The organism is Olivibacter sp. XZL3 (genome assembly GCF_004368405.1).
Taxonomy (GTDB): Bacteria; Bacteroidota; Bacteroidia; order Sphingobacteriales; family Sphingobacteriaceae; genus Olivibacter.
This window is the reverse complement of the sequence record NZ_SBJH01000067.1, coordinates 89,736-107,051: the sequence shown is the minus strand read 5'-3', so window position 1 is coordinate 107,051 and position 17,316 is coordinate 89,736. Positions and strand designations below refer to the sequence as shown.

At 42.1% G+C, this 17,316-nt stretch carries 16 protein-coding genes; 8 read left to right on the top strand and 8 right to left on the bottom strand.

Annotated elements, in window-relative coordinates; genetic code table 11:
- Nucleotides 1-21: 21 nt before the first annotated feature.
- Nucleotides 22-240: a hypothetical protein gene (locus tag EPX21_RS15160; RefSeq protein ID WP_134090538.1), complete on the top strand. Its 219-nt coding sequence runs from the start codon at nt 22-24 to the stop codon at nt 238-240.
- Between the two features lie 79 nt (nt 241-319).
- On the opposite strand, the gene EPX21_RS15155 is transcribed toward EPX21_RS15160, so the two are convergent.
- The gene (locus EPX21_RS15155; RefSeq protein WP_134090537.1) at nt 320-625 is read right to left on the bottom strand and encodes a hypothetical protein; all 306 of its coding nucleotides are present in this window, start codon (nt 623-625) and stop codon (nt 320-322) included.
- A gap of 185 nt (nt 626-810) precedes the next feature.
- Here EPX21_RS15155 and EPX21_RS15150 point away from each other — a divergent pair, with 185 nt between their 5' ends.
- Nucleotides 811-3,741, top strand: a complete 2,931-nt coding sequence (locus tag EPX21_RS15150) for an FAD-binding and (Fe-S)-binding domain-containing protein (RefSeq protein WP_134090536.1) — start codon at nt 811-813, stop codon at nt 3,739-3,741.
- Nucleotides 3,742-3,754: 13 nt separating this feature from the next.
- On the opposite strand, the gene EPX21_RS15145 is transcribed toward EPX21_RS15150, so the two are convergent.
- Together EPX21_RS15145 and EPX21_RS15140 are read right to left on the bottom strand one after the other, a co-directional pair.
- Nucleotides 3,755-4,603, bottom strand: a complete 849-nt coding sequence (locus EPX21_RS15145) for a cold-shock protein (RefSeq protein WP_134090535.1) — start codon at nt 4,601-4,603, stop codon at nt 3,755-3,757.
- Between the two features lie 228 nt (nt 4,604-4,831).
- Nucleotides 4,832-5,917 carry a Gfo/Idh/MocA family protein gene (locus EPX21_RS15140; RefSeq protein WP_134090534.1) on the bottom strand — a complete coding sequence of 362 codons (1,086 nt, stop codon included), beginning with the start codon at nt 5,915-5,917 and terminating at the stop codon, nt 4,832-4,834.
- Between the two features lie 319 nt (nt 5,918-6,236).
- Between EPX21_RS15140 and EPX21_RS15135 the strand changes: the two genes are divergently transcribed.
- The gene (locus EPX21_RS15135; RefSeq protein ID WP_134090533.1) at nt 6,237-6,620 is read left to right on the top strand and encodes a helix-turn-helix transcriptional regulator; all 384 of its coding nucleotides are present in this window, start codon (nt 6,237-6,239) and stop codon (nt 6,618-6,620) included.
- A 164-nt stretch (nt 6,621-6,784) separates the two neighbouring features.
- On the opposite strand, the gene EPX21_RS15130 is transcribed toward EPX21_RS15135, so the two are convergent.
- Together EPX21_RS15130 and EPX21_RS15125 are read right to left on the bottom strand one after the other, a co-directional pair.
- On the bottom strand, nt 6,785-7,318 hold the full coding sequence (locus EPX21_RS15130; protein WP_134090532.1) for an OmpA family protein: 534 nt from the start codon (nt 7,316-7,318) through the stop codon (nt 6,785-6,787).
- A gap of 98 nt (nt 7,319-7,416) precedes the next feature.
- Nucleotides 7,417-8,436 (bottom strand): zinc-binding alcohol dehydrogenase family protein, encoded by a 1,020-nt coding sequence (locus tag EPX21_RS15125; protein ID WP_134090531.1) that lies wholly within the window; start codon nt 8,434-8,436, stop codon nt 7,417-7,419.
- 263 nt (nt 8,437-8,699) lie between these two features.
- Here EPX21_RS15125 and EPX21_RS15120 point away from each other — a divergent pair, with 263 nt between their 5' ends.
- Nucleotides 8,700-10,886, top strand: coding sequence for an ATP-dependent helicase (locus EPX21_RS15120; RefSeq protein WP_134090530.1), 2,187 nt, complete (start codon nt 8,700-8,702; stop codon nt 10,884-10,886).
- A 49-nt stretch (nt 10,887-10,935) separates the two neighbouring features.
- Here the strand turns inward: EPX21_RS15120 and EPX21_RS15115 are convergent, their stop codons facing one another.
- Together EPX21_RS15115 and EPX21_RS15110 are read right to left on the bottom strand one after the other, a co-directional pair.
- Nucleotides 10,936-11,583, bottom strand: a complete 648-nt coding sequence (locus tag EPX21_RS15115) for a LuxR C-terminal-related transcriptional regulator (RefSeq protein WP_134090529.1) — start codon at nt 11,581-11,583, stop codon at nt 10,936-10,938.
- Between the two features lie 85 nt (nt 11,584-11,668).
- The gene (locus EPX21_RS15110) at nt 11,669-12,130 is read right to left on the bottom strand and encodes a PA2169 family four-helix-bundle protein (protein ID WP_134090528.1); all 462 of its coding nucleotides are present in this window, start codon (nt 12,128-12,130) and stop codon (nt 11,669-11,671) included.
- A gap of 206 nt (nt 12,131-12,336) precedes the next feature.
- Between EPX21_RS15110 and EPX21_RS15105 the strand changes: the two genes are divergently transcribed.
- The gene (locus EPX21_RS15105; protein WP_134090527.1) at nt 12,337-12,921 is read left to right on the top strand and encodes a DUF4142 domain-containing protein; all 585 of its coding nucleotides are present in this window, start codon (nt 12,337-12,339) and stop codon (nt 12,919-12,921) included.
- 130 nt (nt 12,922-13,051) lie between these two features.
- The gene (locus EPX21_RS15100) at nt 13,052-14,575 is read left to right on the top strand and encodes a GH3 auxin-responsive promoter family protein (RefSeq protein ID WP_134090526.1); all 1,524 of its coding nucleotides are present in this window, start codon (nt 13,052-13,054) and stop codon (nt 14,573-14,575) included.
- Here EPX21_RS15100 and EPX21_RS15095 read toward each other — a convergent pair.
- Nucleotides 14,567-15,178 carry a hypothetical protein gene (locus tag EPX21_RS15095; protein ID WP_134090525.1) on the bottom strand — a complete coding sequence of 204 codons (612 nt, stop codon included), beginning with the start codon at nt 15,176-15,178 and terminating at the stop codon, nt 14,567-14,569. The two genes, EPX21_RS15100 and EPX21_RS15095, sit on opposite strands and share 9 nt — an antisense overlap.
- Nucleotides 15,179-15,445: 267 nt before the next feature.
- Between EPX21_RS15095 and EPX21_RS15090 the strand changes: the two genes are divergently transcribed.
- Nucleotides 15,446-16,021: a DUF4142 domain-containing protein gene (locus tag EPX21_RS15090; RefSeq protein WP_134090524.1), complete on the top strand. Its 576-nt coding sequence runs from the start codon at nt 15,446-15,448 to the stop codon at nt 16,019-16,021.
- Nucleotides 16,022-16,159: 138 nt separating this feature from the next.
- The gene (locus tag EPX21_RS15085) at nt 16,160-17,314 is read left to right on the top strand and encodes a hypothetical protein (protein ID WP_134090523.1); all 1,155 of its coding nucleotides are present in this window, start codon (nt 16,160-16,162) and stop codon (nt 17,312-17,314) included.
- The last annotated feature ends 2 nt before the right edge of the window (nt 17,315-17,316 follow it).

The following is a 17,316-nucleotide window of genomic DNA, read 5'->3' as shown; positions in this document are numbered from 1 at the left end:
TATAACTTAAAATTTTTTATTATGGAAACGTTAATATTCAAGACAAATATTGAAACACCTGCTTCGAAAAATAAACTGTTAAGTGCTTTAGAAAACATCAGCGGACTTATGGAGTGGAAACTTGATATTGAATCAATTTACAAGCTGCTGATCGTAAGTGGTATCAGCATAAATTATCTGGAGATTATTAGAGAGCTCGAAAAAATAGGTGTCCGGGCTGTACGATTATATGAAGAATAATAAATCAACTCGAATGTTATAAAAAATCCCGGTACTAAGCCGGGATTTTAAGGTCGGTTGGGATGATATAAAAATGAGATCAAGCCGATGTTAACGCACTGTAGAACTCCATTTTCATGACGTCTATTACGTGCTCGTCGCAAGAATAAGTGATTATAAAGCTATGGAAATGATTATCTTGCGTGCTTTCATTTCCAGAAAATAATACATCCATATAACGCACATATTGATAATCGGAATCTAAGCGGGTGTCTATCCATGCGTTTTGAAAGGGTTTAACCTGCAAGTCCTTCGTGTTAATGCCTTTGGGCAGTTTTTCGGGATGCTTTAAGAAGAAATTTTTTAAATGATAAGCGAAATCTTTAAGAGCGACGAAGTTTCCCATAATTCCTTGTTTGTCTTAGAGTAAAGCTACGGATTAATAGCGGAAAACCGTATATACAGAAACTGCACAAAAAAACGTAAAAGGTGCGTGCAAAAGTGTTTGGAAATATCCCGAAAAATTTTCTTTTTAAAGGTTAATACGATATTTTTACTGTTTATTAGCCGATCTAGCAGCGACACATTTATATGGATTCCTCGAACATTAATGAACATTTTGAAAAGATAGCAGCCGTTTTTTCCGGTGAATTATACTACCAAGACACAGCCGAGCATCATACAGTTCGCTTAGCTTATGCCACAGACGCTTCCGTTTATCAGGAACTGCCGATTGCTGTTGCCGTTCCAAAAGACGAGCGGGACTTAGGACTTTTGATAGCCTTTGCGAGGCAGCACCGCATTACACTGATTCCGAGAACTGCCGGAACTTCGCTGGCAGGACAGGTTGTGGGCAAAGGAATCGTTATTGATATTTCTAAGTATTTTACGAAGATTATTGAAGTGAACCAGGAGGAAGGTTGGGTGAGGGTACAGCCGGGTGTGATAAGAGACGACTTAAATGCTTATTTAAAGCCTTATGGTCTTATGTTCGGACCGGAAACATCTACTGCGAGCCGTGCTATGATAGGAGGGATGATTGGCAATAATTCCAGCGGTTTGCATTCGATCGTATGGGGTGATACACGTCGGCATCTACTTGCTGTAAGGGCATTATTGGATGATGGCAGTGCCGTTGTTTTTGAGGCGCTTGATAAAAAAGCCCTGTTCGGAAAACTGGTGCAAAACGACAGAGAGGGTGCGTTATATAGAGAGATTAATGAATTATTAAGTAGCAAAGAGAACCAAAAGATTATTAAAGAAAATTATCCTAAGCGTTCGATTACACGGCGAAATACGGGATATGCCCTGGATTTGTTGGCAGATCAACAGGAGCCCTTCAACTTGTGCAAACTGATAGCCGGTTCTGAGGGCACGCTGGCCTTAATTACCGAAGCCAAACTGAACCTAATGCCCTTGCCTCCCCAAGAGGTCGGTATACTTTGCATTCATTGTCAAACACTTATTGAATCGCTTCACGCAAATATAGTCGCTTTGAAGCACCAACCCGAAGCATCTGAATTGGTCGATAAGTATATCCTCGATTTCACAAAGGATCATCCTACTTACCAATATAATCGTTTCTTTATGGAAGGCGACCCCGCCGCGTTATTGATGGTTGAGTTTCGCGATCATAGCCTGAGCGGCGTAACGCAAAAAGCAAACGCATTATTGGAGGAATTGGCGGATAAGGGGATAGGATATGCTTACCCACTTATTACAGGAGCGCGTACCACTCAGGTGTGGGATGTCCGTAAAGCCGGACTCGGACTTATTCGTAACTTGCCAGGCGATACACAGCCGGTCAATCTGATCGAAGATTGCGCTGTATCGCCAGAGGATCTTCCATCTTATATAGAGGACCTCCAAGCTATCTTGACAAAATATCAAACCACTGCGTCTTATTATGCTCATGCTGGTGCTGGCGAACTGCACGTTGAACCCTTGGTGAATCTAAAAACGCCGGAAGGTAAACAAAAATTTAGGTCGATCCTAGCTGAAACGGCAACCTTAGTGAAGAAATATAATGGGTCTTTAAGTGGCGAACATGGTGACGGGCGGTTGCGTGGAGAATTTATTCAGACGGTGTTGGGGGCGGACGTCTATCAACTTCTGGAGACCGTGAAACGGGTCTTTGATTACGATCAAATTTTTAACGCAAATAAAATTGTCGGTACCCCCCCGATGGATAAATTTTTACGATACGAGAAAGATACCTCTTCTATTGCGATAGATACTGTTTTCGATTTCCGGAGGCAAGAGAGTATTCTTCGCTTGGCCGAAAAATGCTCGGGCTCTGGAGACTGCCGGAAATCGCATATTACGGGCGGAACCATGTGCCCTTCTTACATGGCGACACGCGAAGAGAAAGATACCACAAGGGCCAGGGCCAACATGCTTCGACAATTTCTAACAAATTCTACCAAAGCGAATCGCTTTGACCATCCGGAAATCAAAGAGGCGATGGATTTGTGTTTAAGCTGTAAAGGCTGTAAAGCCGAATGCCCTTCGGCTGTCGATGTTGCAAAAATGAAAGCGGAGTTTTTACAACATTATTACGATGCCAACGGAACACCTTTTAGGACACAAGTCATCGCAAACTTTACTAAATCACAAAAATTGGCAAGCTACATGCCTGCTTTATACAATGCGGTTGTTAAAAATGAGTTTTTATCGTCATTAATCAAAAGAAGCATCGGATTTGCTAAAGGGCGCTCCTTACCGGAAGTAGGCGATATCACACTTAAAAAATGGATACACGGTCAAAAAAGTAGGAACACCACTTTCAAGCAACCGGTATATCTGTTTTGTGACGAGTTTAGCGATTATAATGATGTAGGTATCGGACAGATTACCTTCAAGCTGTTAAGTGCTTTGGGATATCAGGTAAAACTTATTAATCATGTGGAGAGTGGCCGCACCTATCTATCTAAAGGACTTTTGCGTAAGGCAAAGAAAATAGCCAATCAGAATGTTCGGGCATTTAGAGATGTCGTCTCTGCCGAAAGCCCGTTGATCGGTATAGAGCCATCGGCGATTATTACCTTTAGGGATGAATATTTGGATTTAGTTGATAAGGATTTAGTGCACGACGCTCAACAACTTGCAAAACACGCGTTGCTGATAGATGAATTTATTGCTAGGGAAATAGACCGTGGGAATATCACTAGAGATCAATTCCATACCATAGACAGAAAAATCAAACTTCATGGACATTGCTATCAAAAAGCCTTTCATCTGGTAGGTTTTACTGAAAAAATATTGGGTTTTCCCGCAGGTTATGAGGTAGAGGTTATCCCTTCTGGATGCTGTGGTATGGCGGGCTCTTTCGGATATGAAAAAGAACATTTTGCTGTGTCACAACAGATAGGCGAGCTGGTTTTATTTCCCTCGATAAGAGCAGCTTCTTCAGGCGAGCTGGTTGCCGCGCCGGGTACAAGTTGTCGACATCAAATAAAAGATGCTACAGGCCGGAGGGCCTATCATCCTGTTGAGCTACTTTGGGATGCGTTGATAAAATAATAGGGGGAAAGGCCTACCTAGAAAGGCCGCTCGTTATATAATCTTGCCAATGCTGCCTTTCATCGCCGTCTAAAACGTCAATGAAAGATTTGGCTATCTCCATTTCCTGTGCATTATTTAAATCGAGCGCCTCAATATTTGCTTCAACGATTTCAGCACAAAAGGAAGGGCCGAAACTATATGCTTTAATGCGTTCCAGTTCTTTATGACCGATTTCCGTTGCGTATAAGTATAGAATTTCTTCAGGGATTTCGAAGTCGCCATCAGCTTCATAGCCAATGTATTCGAAACAGCCGTGCTTCCAAACGAGAAAAAGCATCTCATGATTTAACATCTCTCCGAAAAACGTATATATCCTCGTTAGCAAGGGTTTTGCTATAGGTTGTTCAAATAATTCGTTTAACACAACTGTGATTAATTGTGCATATTTGAGGAAGGACGAGGAAGATAATGATTGCTGAAAATACAGTGTGACAATCTCATAGATCTCGTCTCCTGTTTTGCCCTGTAATATTTGTCTTGCTGCTAATCGAATTAAAAGATAATCTTCATCCTTTTTCTTTCGATATCCTTTTCTAAGCGGGTCGACAGCCGGAGGGAGGCTTACTTTAGCTTCCAGGTCTAACAATTCCATCGCCAGCTCCCAGTCTTTTTTGTAAGCTGCCAAATGACAATTATGACCAACGAAGCCCCCTTTTTTTCTGTCCGGTCTTTTTTCGCCGATCACAACATCTCCACTGTCGATTGCTAAGGGCGTCGAACTAAAGCCGCGAATATGAACGAATAAGGATTCTTCTTCAGGTAATGCGATTATCCCGAACCCTTTTTGATTATCAAACCATTTCACTGCACCGATGAACATGGCCTGGAGTTTTTGATTATGATTCAACGGCGATAAAAATAAGCATTATTCGTTAAAATACTATTAAATTTTTTTTATTTATTGATTATCAAATTGCTGCAAACAGGATATAAAAAAACAGGTGTCTTTTTTGTAAGCAGCAGCTCCCTACGGATTATATCCCGCGCAGTTTACCGCCGTAAACCGGTGGGTGTATAGGGCTAGAGAAGGCTTGGTGAAAAAGTATTCTTAAACGGACACCTTTTGGCCGCTTTGACAGGCTCGGTAAATAGCATCAATAATTCGTAAATCCCTTAAGCCTTCCGCGCCATCTACAGGAACAACGGGCTTGTTTCCATTCATGATGATTCCTGCCATTTCGTCCATCTGTATGGTTTGATGCGTTTTATGCGCTTGGTTTAAGGGACCTAAATGCGTTCGGCCCTCTATTGGGCCATAACCGGTTGAAGGTTGCAATTCGGCAAAGCCCTCTTCACCGTTCAAGAAAAAGCGATCGAGGTTATTCATACTGTAGGTAGACAAACAAGAGGCTAAGGCTCCGCTCGGGAATCCCATTTGAAACTGGATGGTCTCATCGACCCCTTCTTTAAACTTTTGTTTGTCTGTTTTCGTTTCCTGGGCGGTAACCCAGATAGGCTCTTCACCTACCATATAACGCGCACCGTTAATTGCATATATACCGATGTCCATTAACGAACCTCCTCCTGCTAATTCTTTATTTAGTCGCCATTGGTTGGGATCGCCTATCTCAAATCCGGAGAGGCCTTGGAAAAACAGGATTTTTCCAAACGCATTTTTTTTTCTCAGCCGAACAACTTCCAAGGTTTTCGGTTCGAAATGCATGCGGTAACCAACCAACAATTTCACCTTGGCCTGTTCGCAGGCATCCACCATTTCTTGTCCTTCTTTCGCGTTAAGTGCCATCGGCTTCTCACAAATAACATGCTTTCCGGCTTTCGCTGCCCGTATTACATGGTCGTGATGCAGTGCGTTGGGTGTAATGACATATACTACGTCAATGTCTGGATTATCTTTTATGTTGTCGAAGGTCTCGTAATTATAGCAGTTTTTGTCGGGTATGTTATATTTCGCTTGCCAGGCCTTTATTTTCGAAGGTGTGCCGCTTACTACACCTACCAATCGAGCCCGTTTGCAAGCCTGCATCGCCTCGGCGACGCGTGTGCCATAACCGCCCAAGCCCATGATAGCCACTCTTAAGGGACGCTCCTCCATTAATGAAAAATTACTTGATAGAAAGGGTAAACTAGCTGTTGATACGGCCAACTTTTGTAAAAACTCCCGACGAGAATGCATATAAAACGATAAAAAATGATTTAACTGTTTATTTAACAAATAAGAGACCTAAATGTTTGAGGAAATAGCTGCGAAAAATGAAGCCTTAGTGCGCCAGAAAATGTGAATAAGCACGCGTTATTCATATGTGTATTAATACAAGGTTATTTTTTTGTGAAAAATTGTAGTTTGAACATGTGTTTTATCGCTATATTACATATCGAATGGACAAATACAGGAAAATTCCTGTATTTTTTTGTGATTTTTCCTCTGGTCTTTACGCTGTTTGTCTCGTTTCTTTGTGTAGAAATTAATTTACTACCAATTAATGAGAAAAACTATGGACAAGCATTATGGCGAAATTATTGAAAGGACAATAAGGCGTAACGGATACAGTATCAGCGAACTAGCTCGATTGATGAAGGTAAATCGGAGGTCTATTTACAACTGGTTCAATCAGCCCAAATTCAAGCCGGAAATTATTTTTAAAATAGGTTGTGCTTTAAAACACGACTTCTCAATCGAATTTCCGGAATTATTCTCTTCGGACGAATTTCAACGCGCATTCGACAACAGTAAATTATTGAACGTTGCATTTTTAACAGAAGAACACGAAAAAATAAATTATTGGAAAGACAAGTACATCAACTTATTAGAAGAATACAACCAAATCCTGGCTATAAATGGCAGTTCGTTGAATTCTGTATCTTACTCTACACTATAAATATTCTACCTTAAAACATATTCTACCTTTGAAAACACTGTTTAAAGGCTGGCGCTACGTCGGCCTTTTTTTGTTATTCCACAAATAGGTTGAAAGTAAAGAGGCCGGCTCTTGCGAAAAAACTATTTTCTAGGCGGCCTCCTTACGGTTTGTGCAAACAGGTTTTATTTAGAAAGCTTAATTTCTACCCGTCGGTTCAAGGATTTTCCTTCCTCTGTATCGTTGCTAGCTACTGGCTTAGTGGCACCGAAACCTTCAGCGGTTAAACTAGCAGGATTAATACCTGCATTCACCAAATAAAGTTTTACAGCGTTTGCGCGGTCTACCGATAAGGCCATGTTGTGTTCTGCGGATCCTTCCAACGAAGCGTGCCCATTGATAGTGAATTTAGCGGCGGGATCTTTCTTCATTTCACGCACGATTTGGTCGAGTACGCTGTAAGATTCGGTTTTCAACACGCCTGAATCGAATTCAAAGAGGATGTTCTTAAAGTTATAGTTCGGCTTTTCAACTACGGGTTCCTCTTCCTTTTTCTCTACGGGTGCCGGTTCCGGTTTTGTTTCCCTTACAGGTTCTTCCTTTTTTTCAGTCTCTACAACAGCGCTTGGTTGCACAGCCATTTTCTTAGATTTACATGCCTGCATGCTCATCAAAGCAGCAAGTAACACAACGCATGGATAGGTTTTTTGAATGTTCATTATATAATACAAATTTTTGTAAACATAAGGAATATCCTGAACAATAGAAAAAGCACCTTTTACTGGTGCGTGTACACTACATACTAGGCATTTTATGGCTAAGCACTGAAATCTATCAGTGCTTTAATAACTACCGACGAAGGATTTGCACAGGTCTTAAATGCTTGATCAACATCGTCCGCTTTAAATTGATGGGTAATGTATTTCTCTGGATCAATTTCATTTTTTTTAATACATTTTATAACATGTTCGAAATCAGCTATGGTGGCATTCCGGCTGCTCATCAGGGTAAGTTCTCGCTTATGAAACGCTGGGTGACTGAAGTGTATATCACCTTTTTGTAAGCCTATTAATATATATTCACCACCATGGGCCGTATATTGAAAAGCGCTGTTGATAGCATTTAAATTTCCCGTGCAATCGAACACGGCTGTTGGCATATCTCCTTTTGTTATCGCACGTAATGAGTCGATCGGGTCGTCTACATTTGCGAGAATGGTATGCGCTATGTTTAAAGCCTCTTTACAAAACCGCAAGCGGTTCGCATTAACGTCCATAGCGATTACAGTCGCTCCACGTACGTTCGCCATCTCCATGGTTGCTAGGCCGATCGGCCCTGCGCCGATAACCAGAATGAAATCGCCCAGCGAGAAATGCGCACGGGATATCCCGTGTGCTCCTATCGCAAGCGGTTCAATAAGAGCAAGCTGTTGGAGCGTTAATCCGTTGTCTTTAATGATTAAATGATTTGGTATGCTCACATAAGTGCGCATACCGCCATCTATGTGCACACCAAAAACTTGCATATGAACACAACAATTTGTTTTCCCCTTCCTACATGCAATGCACTTTCCACAATAATGGTATGGTATGATTGTAACCCGATCTCCTTTTTTTAATACCGATTCGGAGCTGGTGTCGTATACCGTTCCTGCCAACTCGTGTCCAAGTATTCTGGGATAATCAAAATAGGGCTGTGTGCCACCAAAGGCATGTATATCCGTGCCGCATATCCCGATTTTCTCCACTTGTATAATGCTGTGTCCTTTAGAAGGCATTGGAGGCGTTGATTGACGCCATTCAAACTTGCCTGGTTCTTTACAAATAATAGTTTTCATTTCGTAGTTTTCTCGATTACAAAGAAGATATATTTTATCGATTTTTTATTTAAGAAAGTTAGCTTGTTGTTATAAGATTTTAGCTTTTTTCTTCTGTTGACCAGTGAGGATGAAGTTTTCTATTTAGAATACAAGACGTCGGCAAGTAGCGGTATTATAGGACGAATGGTAAGGAACATCTGCCGAAGAAGAAATTGGAATGCTAAAAAAATTAGTGTATTTTTGGCGTTATAGTTTAGTTGTTAATAATTAGCAGAGTGCATATGGACACGGGCAATGAAGACAAAAATAGGCATGATGGGGAAGACCACCATCCAGATAACCTGGACAGCTTGTTAGATGGCTTATTACTCGATACAAAGATTGTAAGTTACAGTCGGCGTAAAGAAGGGCTTAAAGCGTTATTGAATAAAGAAATTGGCACTGGAGACTTTGAAACACATCTTCCACAGCATCTGCAAATGTTGATGGAAGTGTCCAAGCACATTGATGAAAGACGAGTCGATATACATCGGTCCTATGAGCTTTCCAATCTTCAGATCAACTATCGGCAAGAGCTGAACACACAGCAGCTAGCTGCTGTGTGTACGACCGATAAGCCCTTGTTAGTAATTGCTGGAGCGGGTACGGGTAAAACCCGAGTCATTACTTATAAAGTAAGCTACCTGATAGAGAAAGGCTATGAGCCAAATGAGATTTTACTACTCACCTTTACGCGGAAAGCCGCTAATGAGATGCTTAGCCGCGTACAAAAGCTTTTGCGTGCCAAGTCCATTACCAACGTATTGGGAGGAACCTTCCACGCCTTCGCCAACTATGCCTTAAGGAAATATCACCCTTTGATCGATCTACCTCCCAATTTTACGATAATTGATGGGGAAGACGTTACAGATATCATCAGCCTACTTAAAACCGAGCTGGGCCTAACGCCCAAGAAAGGAAGTAAGCACTTTCCAAAGTCAAGTACTATTCAGGCAATTTTCTCTAAAGCGAAGAACCACGAACTCAGTATCCCGGAGGTTATCGCGACTTATTTTCCGGAAAATGAGCGTTTCGTAACCGATCTTGAGCGGGTTCACGCATTGCTTGCTGCGTACAAGCGGCGTTCAAATCTCATGGACTATGACGATCTGATAGACACCTTAAGGGATAAGCTCAAGCAACATATCCATTTTAAGAAAGCGTTGCAAGAACAGATATCCTATATCTTGGTTGACGAATATCAGGACACGAACAATATACAGCGGGAGATTGTAGAGCTACTGGCTCAAAAGGGAAATATAACGGTGGTGGGTGATGATGCGCAAAGCATTTATTCCTTCCGTGGGGCAAATTTTGAAAATATACTGCGTTTTCCGCAACATTTCGAACAGTGTGGCGTGGTTAAAATCGAGGAAAATTACAGAAGTTCCCAGCGTATACTCGACTTCACCAATGACCTTATCAAAAATGCGCGCATTGGATTTAAAAAGAAACTTTTTTCACGTCTTCAAAAAGGCCGAAAACCTCGCGTTGCTCGGCTTCCTGGCGCCGCTGAGGAAGCCGAATATATTGTAGATACGATAATGGCTTTGAAAGAGAATGATTTAGCCTATTCTGACTTTGCGGTGCTCAGTCGGGCGTCTTGGCAGTCTAATTTTGTGCAAGCCGAACTGATGAAGCGGAATATTCCCTTCGTTGTTGTTGGCGGGATAAAATTCGGAGAGAGAAGGCATGTGAAAGACATGATCTCGTTCCTTAAAATCGCGATGAACCCGATGGACGCTGTGGCCTGGCATCGCGTACTGAAACTCCTCGAAGGCATCGGTGATGTACGCGCCAAGGAAATTATTGGTAAAATACATCAGCAAAATGGACGTATCGACACCAGCTTATTTACAGGCCGAAAACAAAACGACGATTTTAAGCAGCTTTTGGATTTATTCGATAAAATTCAACAACTAGATCCCGTTCCCGCTGATTTGATTCCTCCCATTTATGAATTCTATAAACCGGTATTGCAACGGATAGAGGACGACTTTGAGGCGCGGACGGTCGACCTTGATATTTTTGCAGAGATCGCTGCCAAATATGAAGACTTGGAAAAGTTTTTAGCAGATTTTACCTTAGAACCGCCATCCAATCGTTATCAAGACAAAAATATACCATTCAATGAGAGCGACGAAAAGCCTTTAACAATTTCAACGATCCATTCAGCGAAAGGATTGGAATGGCATACGGTCTTCGTTCCTTTTGCTTTAGATGGTATCTTGCCGTCGGTAAGATCGATGGCTTCATTGGAAGAAGTAGAGGAAGAGCGGCGTTTATTTTATGTTGCATGTAGCAGGGCGAAAGAAAACCTATTTATTAGCATGCCTGCCTATGTTTCTTCCTGGGACGCCGTGTTTACCAAACCGAGTCGGTTTTTAAATGAAGTTTCTGACGGCTTGTATGAAATAGTAGAGGGATAGCTAAGGTTTTAGACAGATTACCGTTTCCGGTAATCCGTCTAAAGTTTGCTTAAGCTTGCGCCTTATGTTGTGCCCACTGGTCTTTGTGATACAGTTCCTGATTGAGATAGAATGCCGTTAAGCTTAAATTGTTTTCCACGCCTATCTTCTTCATAATGGATTTTCGTATTTCTTCAATTTTCCTTTTAGTTGTAAAAAGCTGATATGCAATCTCTCTATTGGCATGACCACTCATAATCAGTTCCAGTACATCTCGTTCTTTTTGGTTCAGTAGTTCCATCTTGGATGAAAACAACGTAGATGAACCTAGGCTGCCTATTTTTTGGATAAATTGTAAAGAAATACTTGGCGCAACGTATTTATTACCCTTTATAATATATTCAATAGCGAATAATAGTTCTTCCGCTGAAGCATTATCCATCAGTACACCGGCCACTTGGTATTCAAGCGCTTGCGTGACCAATGATAAATCATTTGCCGATAAAACCGTAAGAATGCGGGATCTCAAGGAGATGGATTCCATATTCTTTATATACCGAATATCGTCTTCGTTATTTAATTCGAACAAGCAGATGTCTGCCAGCTCGTCGTAAGATTCGTCTCTCAATAGCAGTATATTCTTTTCTTCTTTTAACATGGCTTGTAAGCCGGTTTTCAATAGTGGGTTTTGAATTCTCAATTTGATATTCGCGCTCATAGTTTAAGTAATAAGGTAAATGTAATGTGTTGACCTTTTAACATGTTGGCCTTTAAATTGTTTTACTTTTTTGTTAACATGTTTTCTAGCCCTCTTTTTCGAGCGTGTAGAGGGTAATTACCTTATTACTTGCGAGTTTTAGCTGCTGCTTTTGTTGAGATAGAAGAAAACGGGTGTCTGATGGAAGCTCTTCGGTCTTTTCAGCATGAGCATAAGCGTCGTAAATAGCCTTTTCTCCTTCCACGCAAGTCCTCAGTATACTTCGTCTTTTATCGTCGGTGAAAATACCGCTAATATCCATCCATCCTCGAAAGAGCGAGCCCTCCGTGCTTGTTTCGCCGGCAATCGCCCCACCGCTGTGTTCCAACTCCTCTTTCAATTCGGTTAGAAACTGACGACTTTGTGTGATGAAACCATCGAATGCGGTTTTTAGTTCAGCGTCCTCATGGCCGATTTTATCGATGGCTTTTTGATAGCCGGCTATGCGATCGTTGTTCAACTGGACAAGGTCGTTTAATATGGGCGTTTTTGCTTCAAGACTTTCCATACCCGATACCTGCGAAATCCGTGCCGCCTTTTAAACGTATTGCTTGTATGATACACTGTTATACAAAATTTAGTACACAGGTAAAAATATTGCCAAAAGCGCGGAGCTCCATTTGGGAGAGCGATGGAGACGCTATTTTTTCGTTCGGCATATACGCGCTAGATTTGGGCACGATAACTGGACTGTCGATGTAAATAATTTCTATCATGACAACAAAAGCAGTGAAATCAGTTTATTTTCTACTTATAGTAGGCCTATTCCTAGCGGGGTGTAACGCAGGCAATCGGGGCGATCAAACAGTCGATAGCATTGAAAAGATGAACGACAGTATGGGCAATAAGTCGGACAGTGTGATTACTTCCGCGCCTGCCCTTAGCGACACCAGTTTCGTGAATCAAGCGGCTGATGCCGGTTTAACAGAGGTAGCAGTCGGCAAATTGGCCCAAGAAAAAGGTGTGAATCAAGCCATTCGCGATTTCGGAAAAAGGATGGTTGCCGACCACAGTAAGGCAAATGAAGAACTGACGACCATTGCGAATCGGAAAAATTGGACACTACCAAGCAGTCCTAGTAAAGCCCATGCAGACCATATTGCGATGCTTCAAACCAAAGAAGGCGCTGATTTCGATAAAGCTTTTGCCGATATGATGGTTAAAGATCATGATAAGGTGGTCAAGCTCTTTGAAAATGCGTCCGCTTCTTTAACCGATACCGATTTGAAGGCCTTCGCTGCCAAGACGCTACTGATATTAGAAGAACATTTGACTCTAGCTAAAAACTTACCTAAATAGCTAATTCGATGGACTTGGACTTGATGTGCTAGGTCTCTACGTGTAAAGAGAGGAGAACACATTATTTCTCGGCAAAAGTCTCCAAAACATGGAATGAGAATTGAACGCTTTAGGGAGGAAAGAATCATATATGGCAATTATTGGAGAAATAATAAAAAAGGCCATTCAAATAACAGGGACTGTCAAGTCAGAAGCAAACCCTGTTAGGCAACAACATAAGGTTTTAAGTGAATTGCTCGAAACAGCTAAATTTACAGCATTTGGAAGAAAATTTCAATTTGAAGCAATTCTTAAAAGTGGAGATATCGTACAGTCCTTTCAGGAATTGCTACCGATTTACGATTATGATGGTATTTATGCAGATTGGTGGCACTATCTGCTAGAAGGGCACCAAAATATAACCTGGCCCGGCGGGCAAGCGTATTTTGCATTAAGCAGTGGTACTACCAGTAAGAGTAAATATATACCGGTTACGGATGATATGCTAGAAGCTATTAAACGTGCCGGTATACAGCAAATCCTAAGTTTGAAAAATTTTGATCTGCCAGCGAGCTTTTTTCAGAAGCAAATTTTTATGCTCGGCAGTAGTACCAACCTCATCAAAAAAGGCGATCATCTAGAAGGTGAAATCAGCGGAATCAGTGCGGGAAATATTCCGTTTTGGTTCAAACAGTTCTATAAACCAGGAAGCGAGATTGCCGCTATAGACGATTGGCATTTAAAAATCAAGCGGATAGCAGAGAATGCACGTCAATGGGACATCGGTAGTATAACCGGAATACCGTCTTGGACAGAATTGATGTTGAAAGAGATCCTGGGGTACCATGAGGTAGAGACGATCCATGATATATGGCCCAATTTAAGCGTCTATACCTCGGGAGGCGTTGCTTTCGAGCCTTATCGCATGAGCTTTGAAAAATTATTAAAACGTCCCTTGGTGTACATAGACACTTATCTCGCTTCCGAAGGCTATCTGGCCACCCAAAAGCGTCCGGACGCCGAAGGAATGGCGCTGATTGTCGATAATGGTGTTTTTTTTGAATTTGTTCCTTTTACCGAATCAAATATGACGGAGGAGGGCGCAGTGAGGCAGGAGGCAGAGGTGCTTACCTTAGAAGATGTAAAAGAAGGAGAGAACTACGTACTCTTAATTTCAACGGTGGCGGGCGCTTGGCGCTACATGATTGGAGATACAGTAATAATTACCGACAAAGACCGGGCGGAAATCAAAATAAGTGGGCGTGTTAAACATTATCTAAACGTAATAGGCGAGCAACTTTCTGTAGATCAAATGGACCAAGCTATTCAGCGCATCGAAAAAGAATATGGCATAGAGATAAAGGAATATGTTGTAACAGCGCATGTGGGAGTAGGCGCGGATTATACAAATCGCTGGCTGATTGGAACGGACAAAGACCTAGACACGGCGGGATTAGCTAAACGCTTGGACGAACATTTAAAGGAGCTAAACAAAAACTATGAGGTGGCCAGAAATAAGGCGCTTAAATCGGTAGAAGTTAGGACGGTGCCCGTTAATCACTTTTATCGGTGGGCTGAGACCACCAAAAAAGCGGGAGGCCAGGTGAAGATTCCGCGTGTTATGAAACAAGCGGACTTCGAAGCCCTAACAGCATACTTTGATAGTTTAGGGTAGGGAGCGCGTTTCCTCCAGTTCTCTTACTTGCTCCACAATGTCATCGGGAGACAGGTACAGTCGGGCTATCCGATCTTTATAAGCTTGAGGAATATCTGCGTGATCCAAAATAAAGCGCTTTGTTTCGATAATATAGTCGCCAAGTTGGTGGTTAACCGCAAAGGTGTCGGCTGTTTTCTCCGCGTGTTGAATAAACTTTTTAGAAAGAACGTAACCTAGACCAAAGCGAATAATTCCAATGAGACTCCTTTGTTCGTAATCCATAATATGTCCTAGTTCGTGACCTATCCATCCTATTAAGACGCTATCGGGAAGCTGGTGAATCGGAAGGGCACTATGGGTCAATTTAAAAAGAGAGCTTATCTGTATCTCGTACACCCTGTTCTTCCTTTTTCCAAGCAAGGAAAATGGAACCGGTTGTGCTTGCATAACCGATCGTCGTATATTTTGCTTAAACACGAAGCGGATATGGACATCTTCCAATTCCGGATAAAAAGATAAGGCCTTTAAGACACTCTTCTCCATTACTTTTGGTATCTGCTTGTTTTTGCAAAGTGCAGTTGAGCTCTGTGATGGCGACTGCTGATCGAATACTTGGAACATAAGTAATAAAGTAACAACAGGGTACATAAAAAAACAAAAATTCTGTGATAATCTGGCATTCACCTGCAAAACACATGCTAAAGGCTTGTCGCAGGTCTATAGCGTTTGGTATGGTTTTACGTGTTGTATAGAAAAGTGGATGGTTTATTTTGCACGGACGACAACAAAATCTGCGTATATACTTTCCTACACGGCTAGGGCGCGTTCAGGTAGATGTTATGAAAAAGGTATATTAATTGATTGTTAAATTAAAAAGGTATAATAAAAATGTTAAAAGAGACAACGATTTTTATCTGCGCATTATTTCTTCTGGTAGGCTGTAATGAGCAAGAGCGAAACAAATACCGAGATCGACCCTTGAGAATGGAGGATTCTATAGCGAATAAGATGCAAGCTGACTCTGGGCGCTTAGATTCGGAGGATGTTGCATTCGTAACGGCAGTGATAACTTCCGGTATGGTAGAAACTGAGGCAGGCAAGTTAGCTGGCGAGAAGTCGGCAGACACTGCGATTCAGAGTTATGGAAAACTGCTGATAACGCAACATCAGCAATTAAGCAAGGATTTAAAGGACATCGTAGCCCAAAGACGGGTGGACGTTCCGGAGAGCCTGGACGAGGCACAGAACAGCAAGCTTGATAGACTACGAAACACTTCCGGAAAAGAATTCGATCGTGCTTTTATACAACAGATGATTGAAGATCACACCACCGCCGTCACGCTGTTCGATCAAGCAGGGGCTAGCGGTAAAGACGTCCATATTCAAGCTTTCGCCAACAAAAATATACCCATTATTAGAAATCACCTTCGGATAGCAAAGGAATTGAGCAATAACCTTAAGTGAGGCGCTTCGCTTCTGATTCGGCACATCGATCCCGATACAGCGGCATGCACATTGAGCAAGCCGGGTTAAGTTTTTGTTCCCCAAGTATAAACCTTTTGTGACGACGGAGTAATCGGATAGGCAAAAAAAAATATCATTATGGATAACATTTCGAAAGAGCAATTTCTCGCATTAGCGAAAGAGAAACGGGACACCTGTATAACGATGTATTTACCGACGCACCGTGCGGGATTCGAGGTAAACGAAAGGCAGGATTGGTTGCTATATAAAAATATGTTGAGAGACGTTGAAAGGCAACTCCAAGCATTGGGTAAGGATAAAGCGGTGATCGGGCAACTACTACGACCGGCCTTCGATTTGCTGGAGGATAAGAAATTTTGGTACGCCTTAGATCAAAGTTTAGCTTTATTTATTACAGAAGGTAGTTTTCAAGCTGTTAAACTACCGATACAAACGCGCGAAGAGACCTATATCAATAATACTTTCTACCTGACGCCTATATTCTCTTTACTCAATGAGGACCAAACATTCTATGTACTAGCGCTTAGTAAAAATGCAGCGTCTTTCTACGCCGCCACTGCTTTTTCAGTAAAAGAGTTATCGATATCGGGGTTACCTCAAGGGATGGACGACGTAATTCATTATGAGGAAAAAAGTGGTCGCAGATTGTTTCGCGCCGGAAGCAGTCCGGCAGCGGGAGTAGGAAATGCTCACGGACATGATGCCGGACTGGCTGATGAAGAAGAATACTTGACAGTCTATTTAAAGGAGGTAGACCAAACGCTATGGAAAGAAAAGTTGGGAAATGAAAAGGCGCCGTTACTCCTAGCCGGCGTGGAATATATGGTTGCCAAGTATAAGCAGGTTAGTCGCTACGGAAATATTGTTGCTGAGCACTTGGCTGGTAATTACGAACGGGTGGATGCGAATGCAATTTTGGAGAAGGCTAAAAGTATCATGCTGCCCTATTTACAAAAACCGGCCAAGGATGCGTTAACGAACTATTTCAATAATCTCGGCGGTGGAACCAGCTGTGAGGACATTGCAAAAATCGTCATGGCTAGTCATATGGGGCAGGTGCAAGATCTATTTGTTAAAGAGCACAGCCATGTATGGGGAAAATCTGATGTAGCGCGTAATCAAGTGACCGTACATACGGAGCGGGAACAGGGCGACGACTGCCTTATCAACGAAGCCGTAAGCCAAACGATTCGAAATAGAGGTAACATCTACGTGTTGAGCGAAGAGGAGATGCCTCAAGGTAAGGCAATGGTGGCGAGCTTTCGCTATTAATC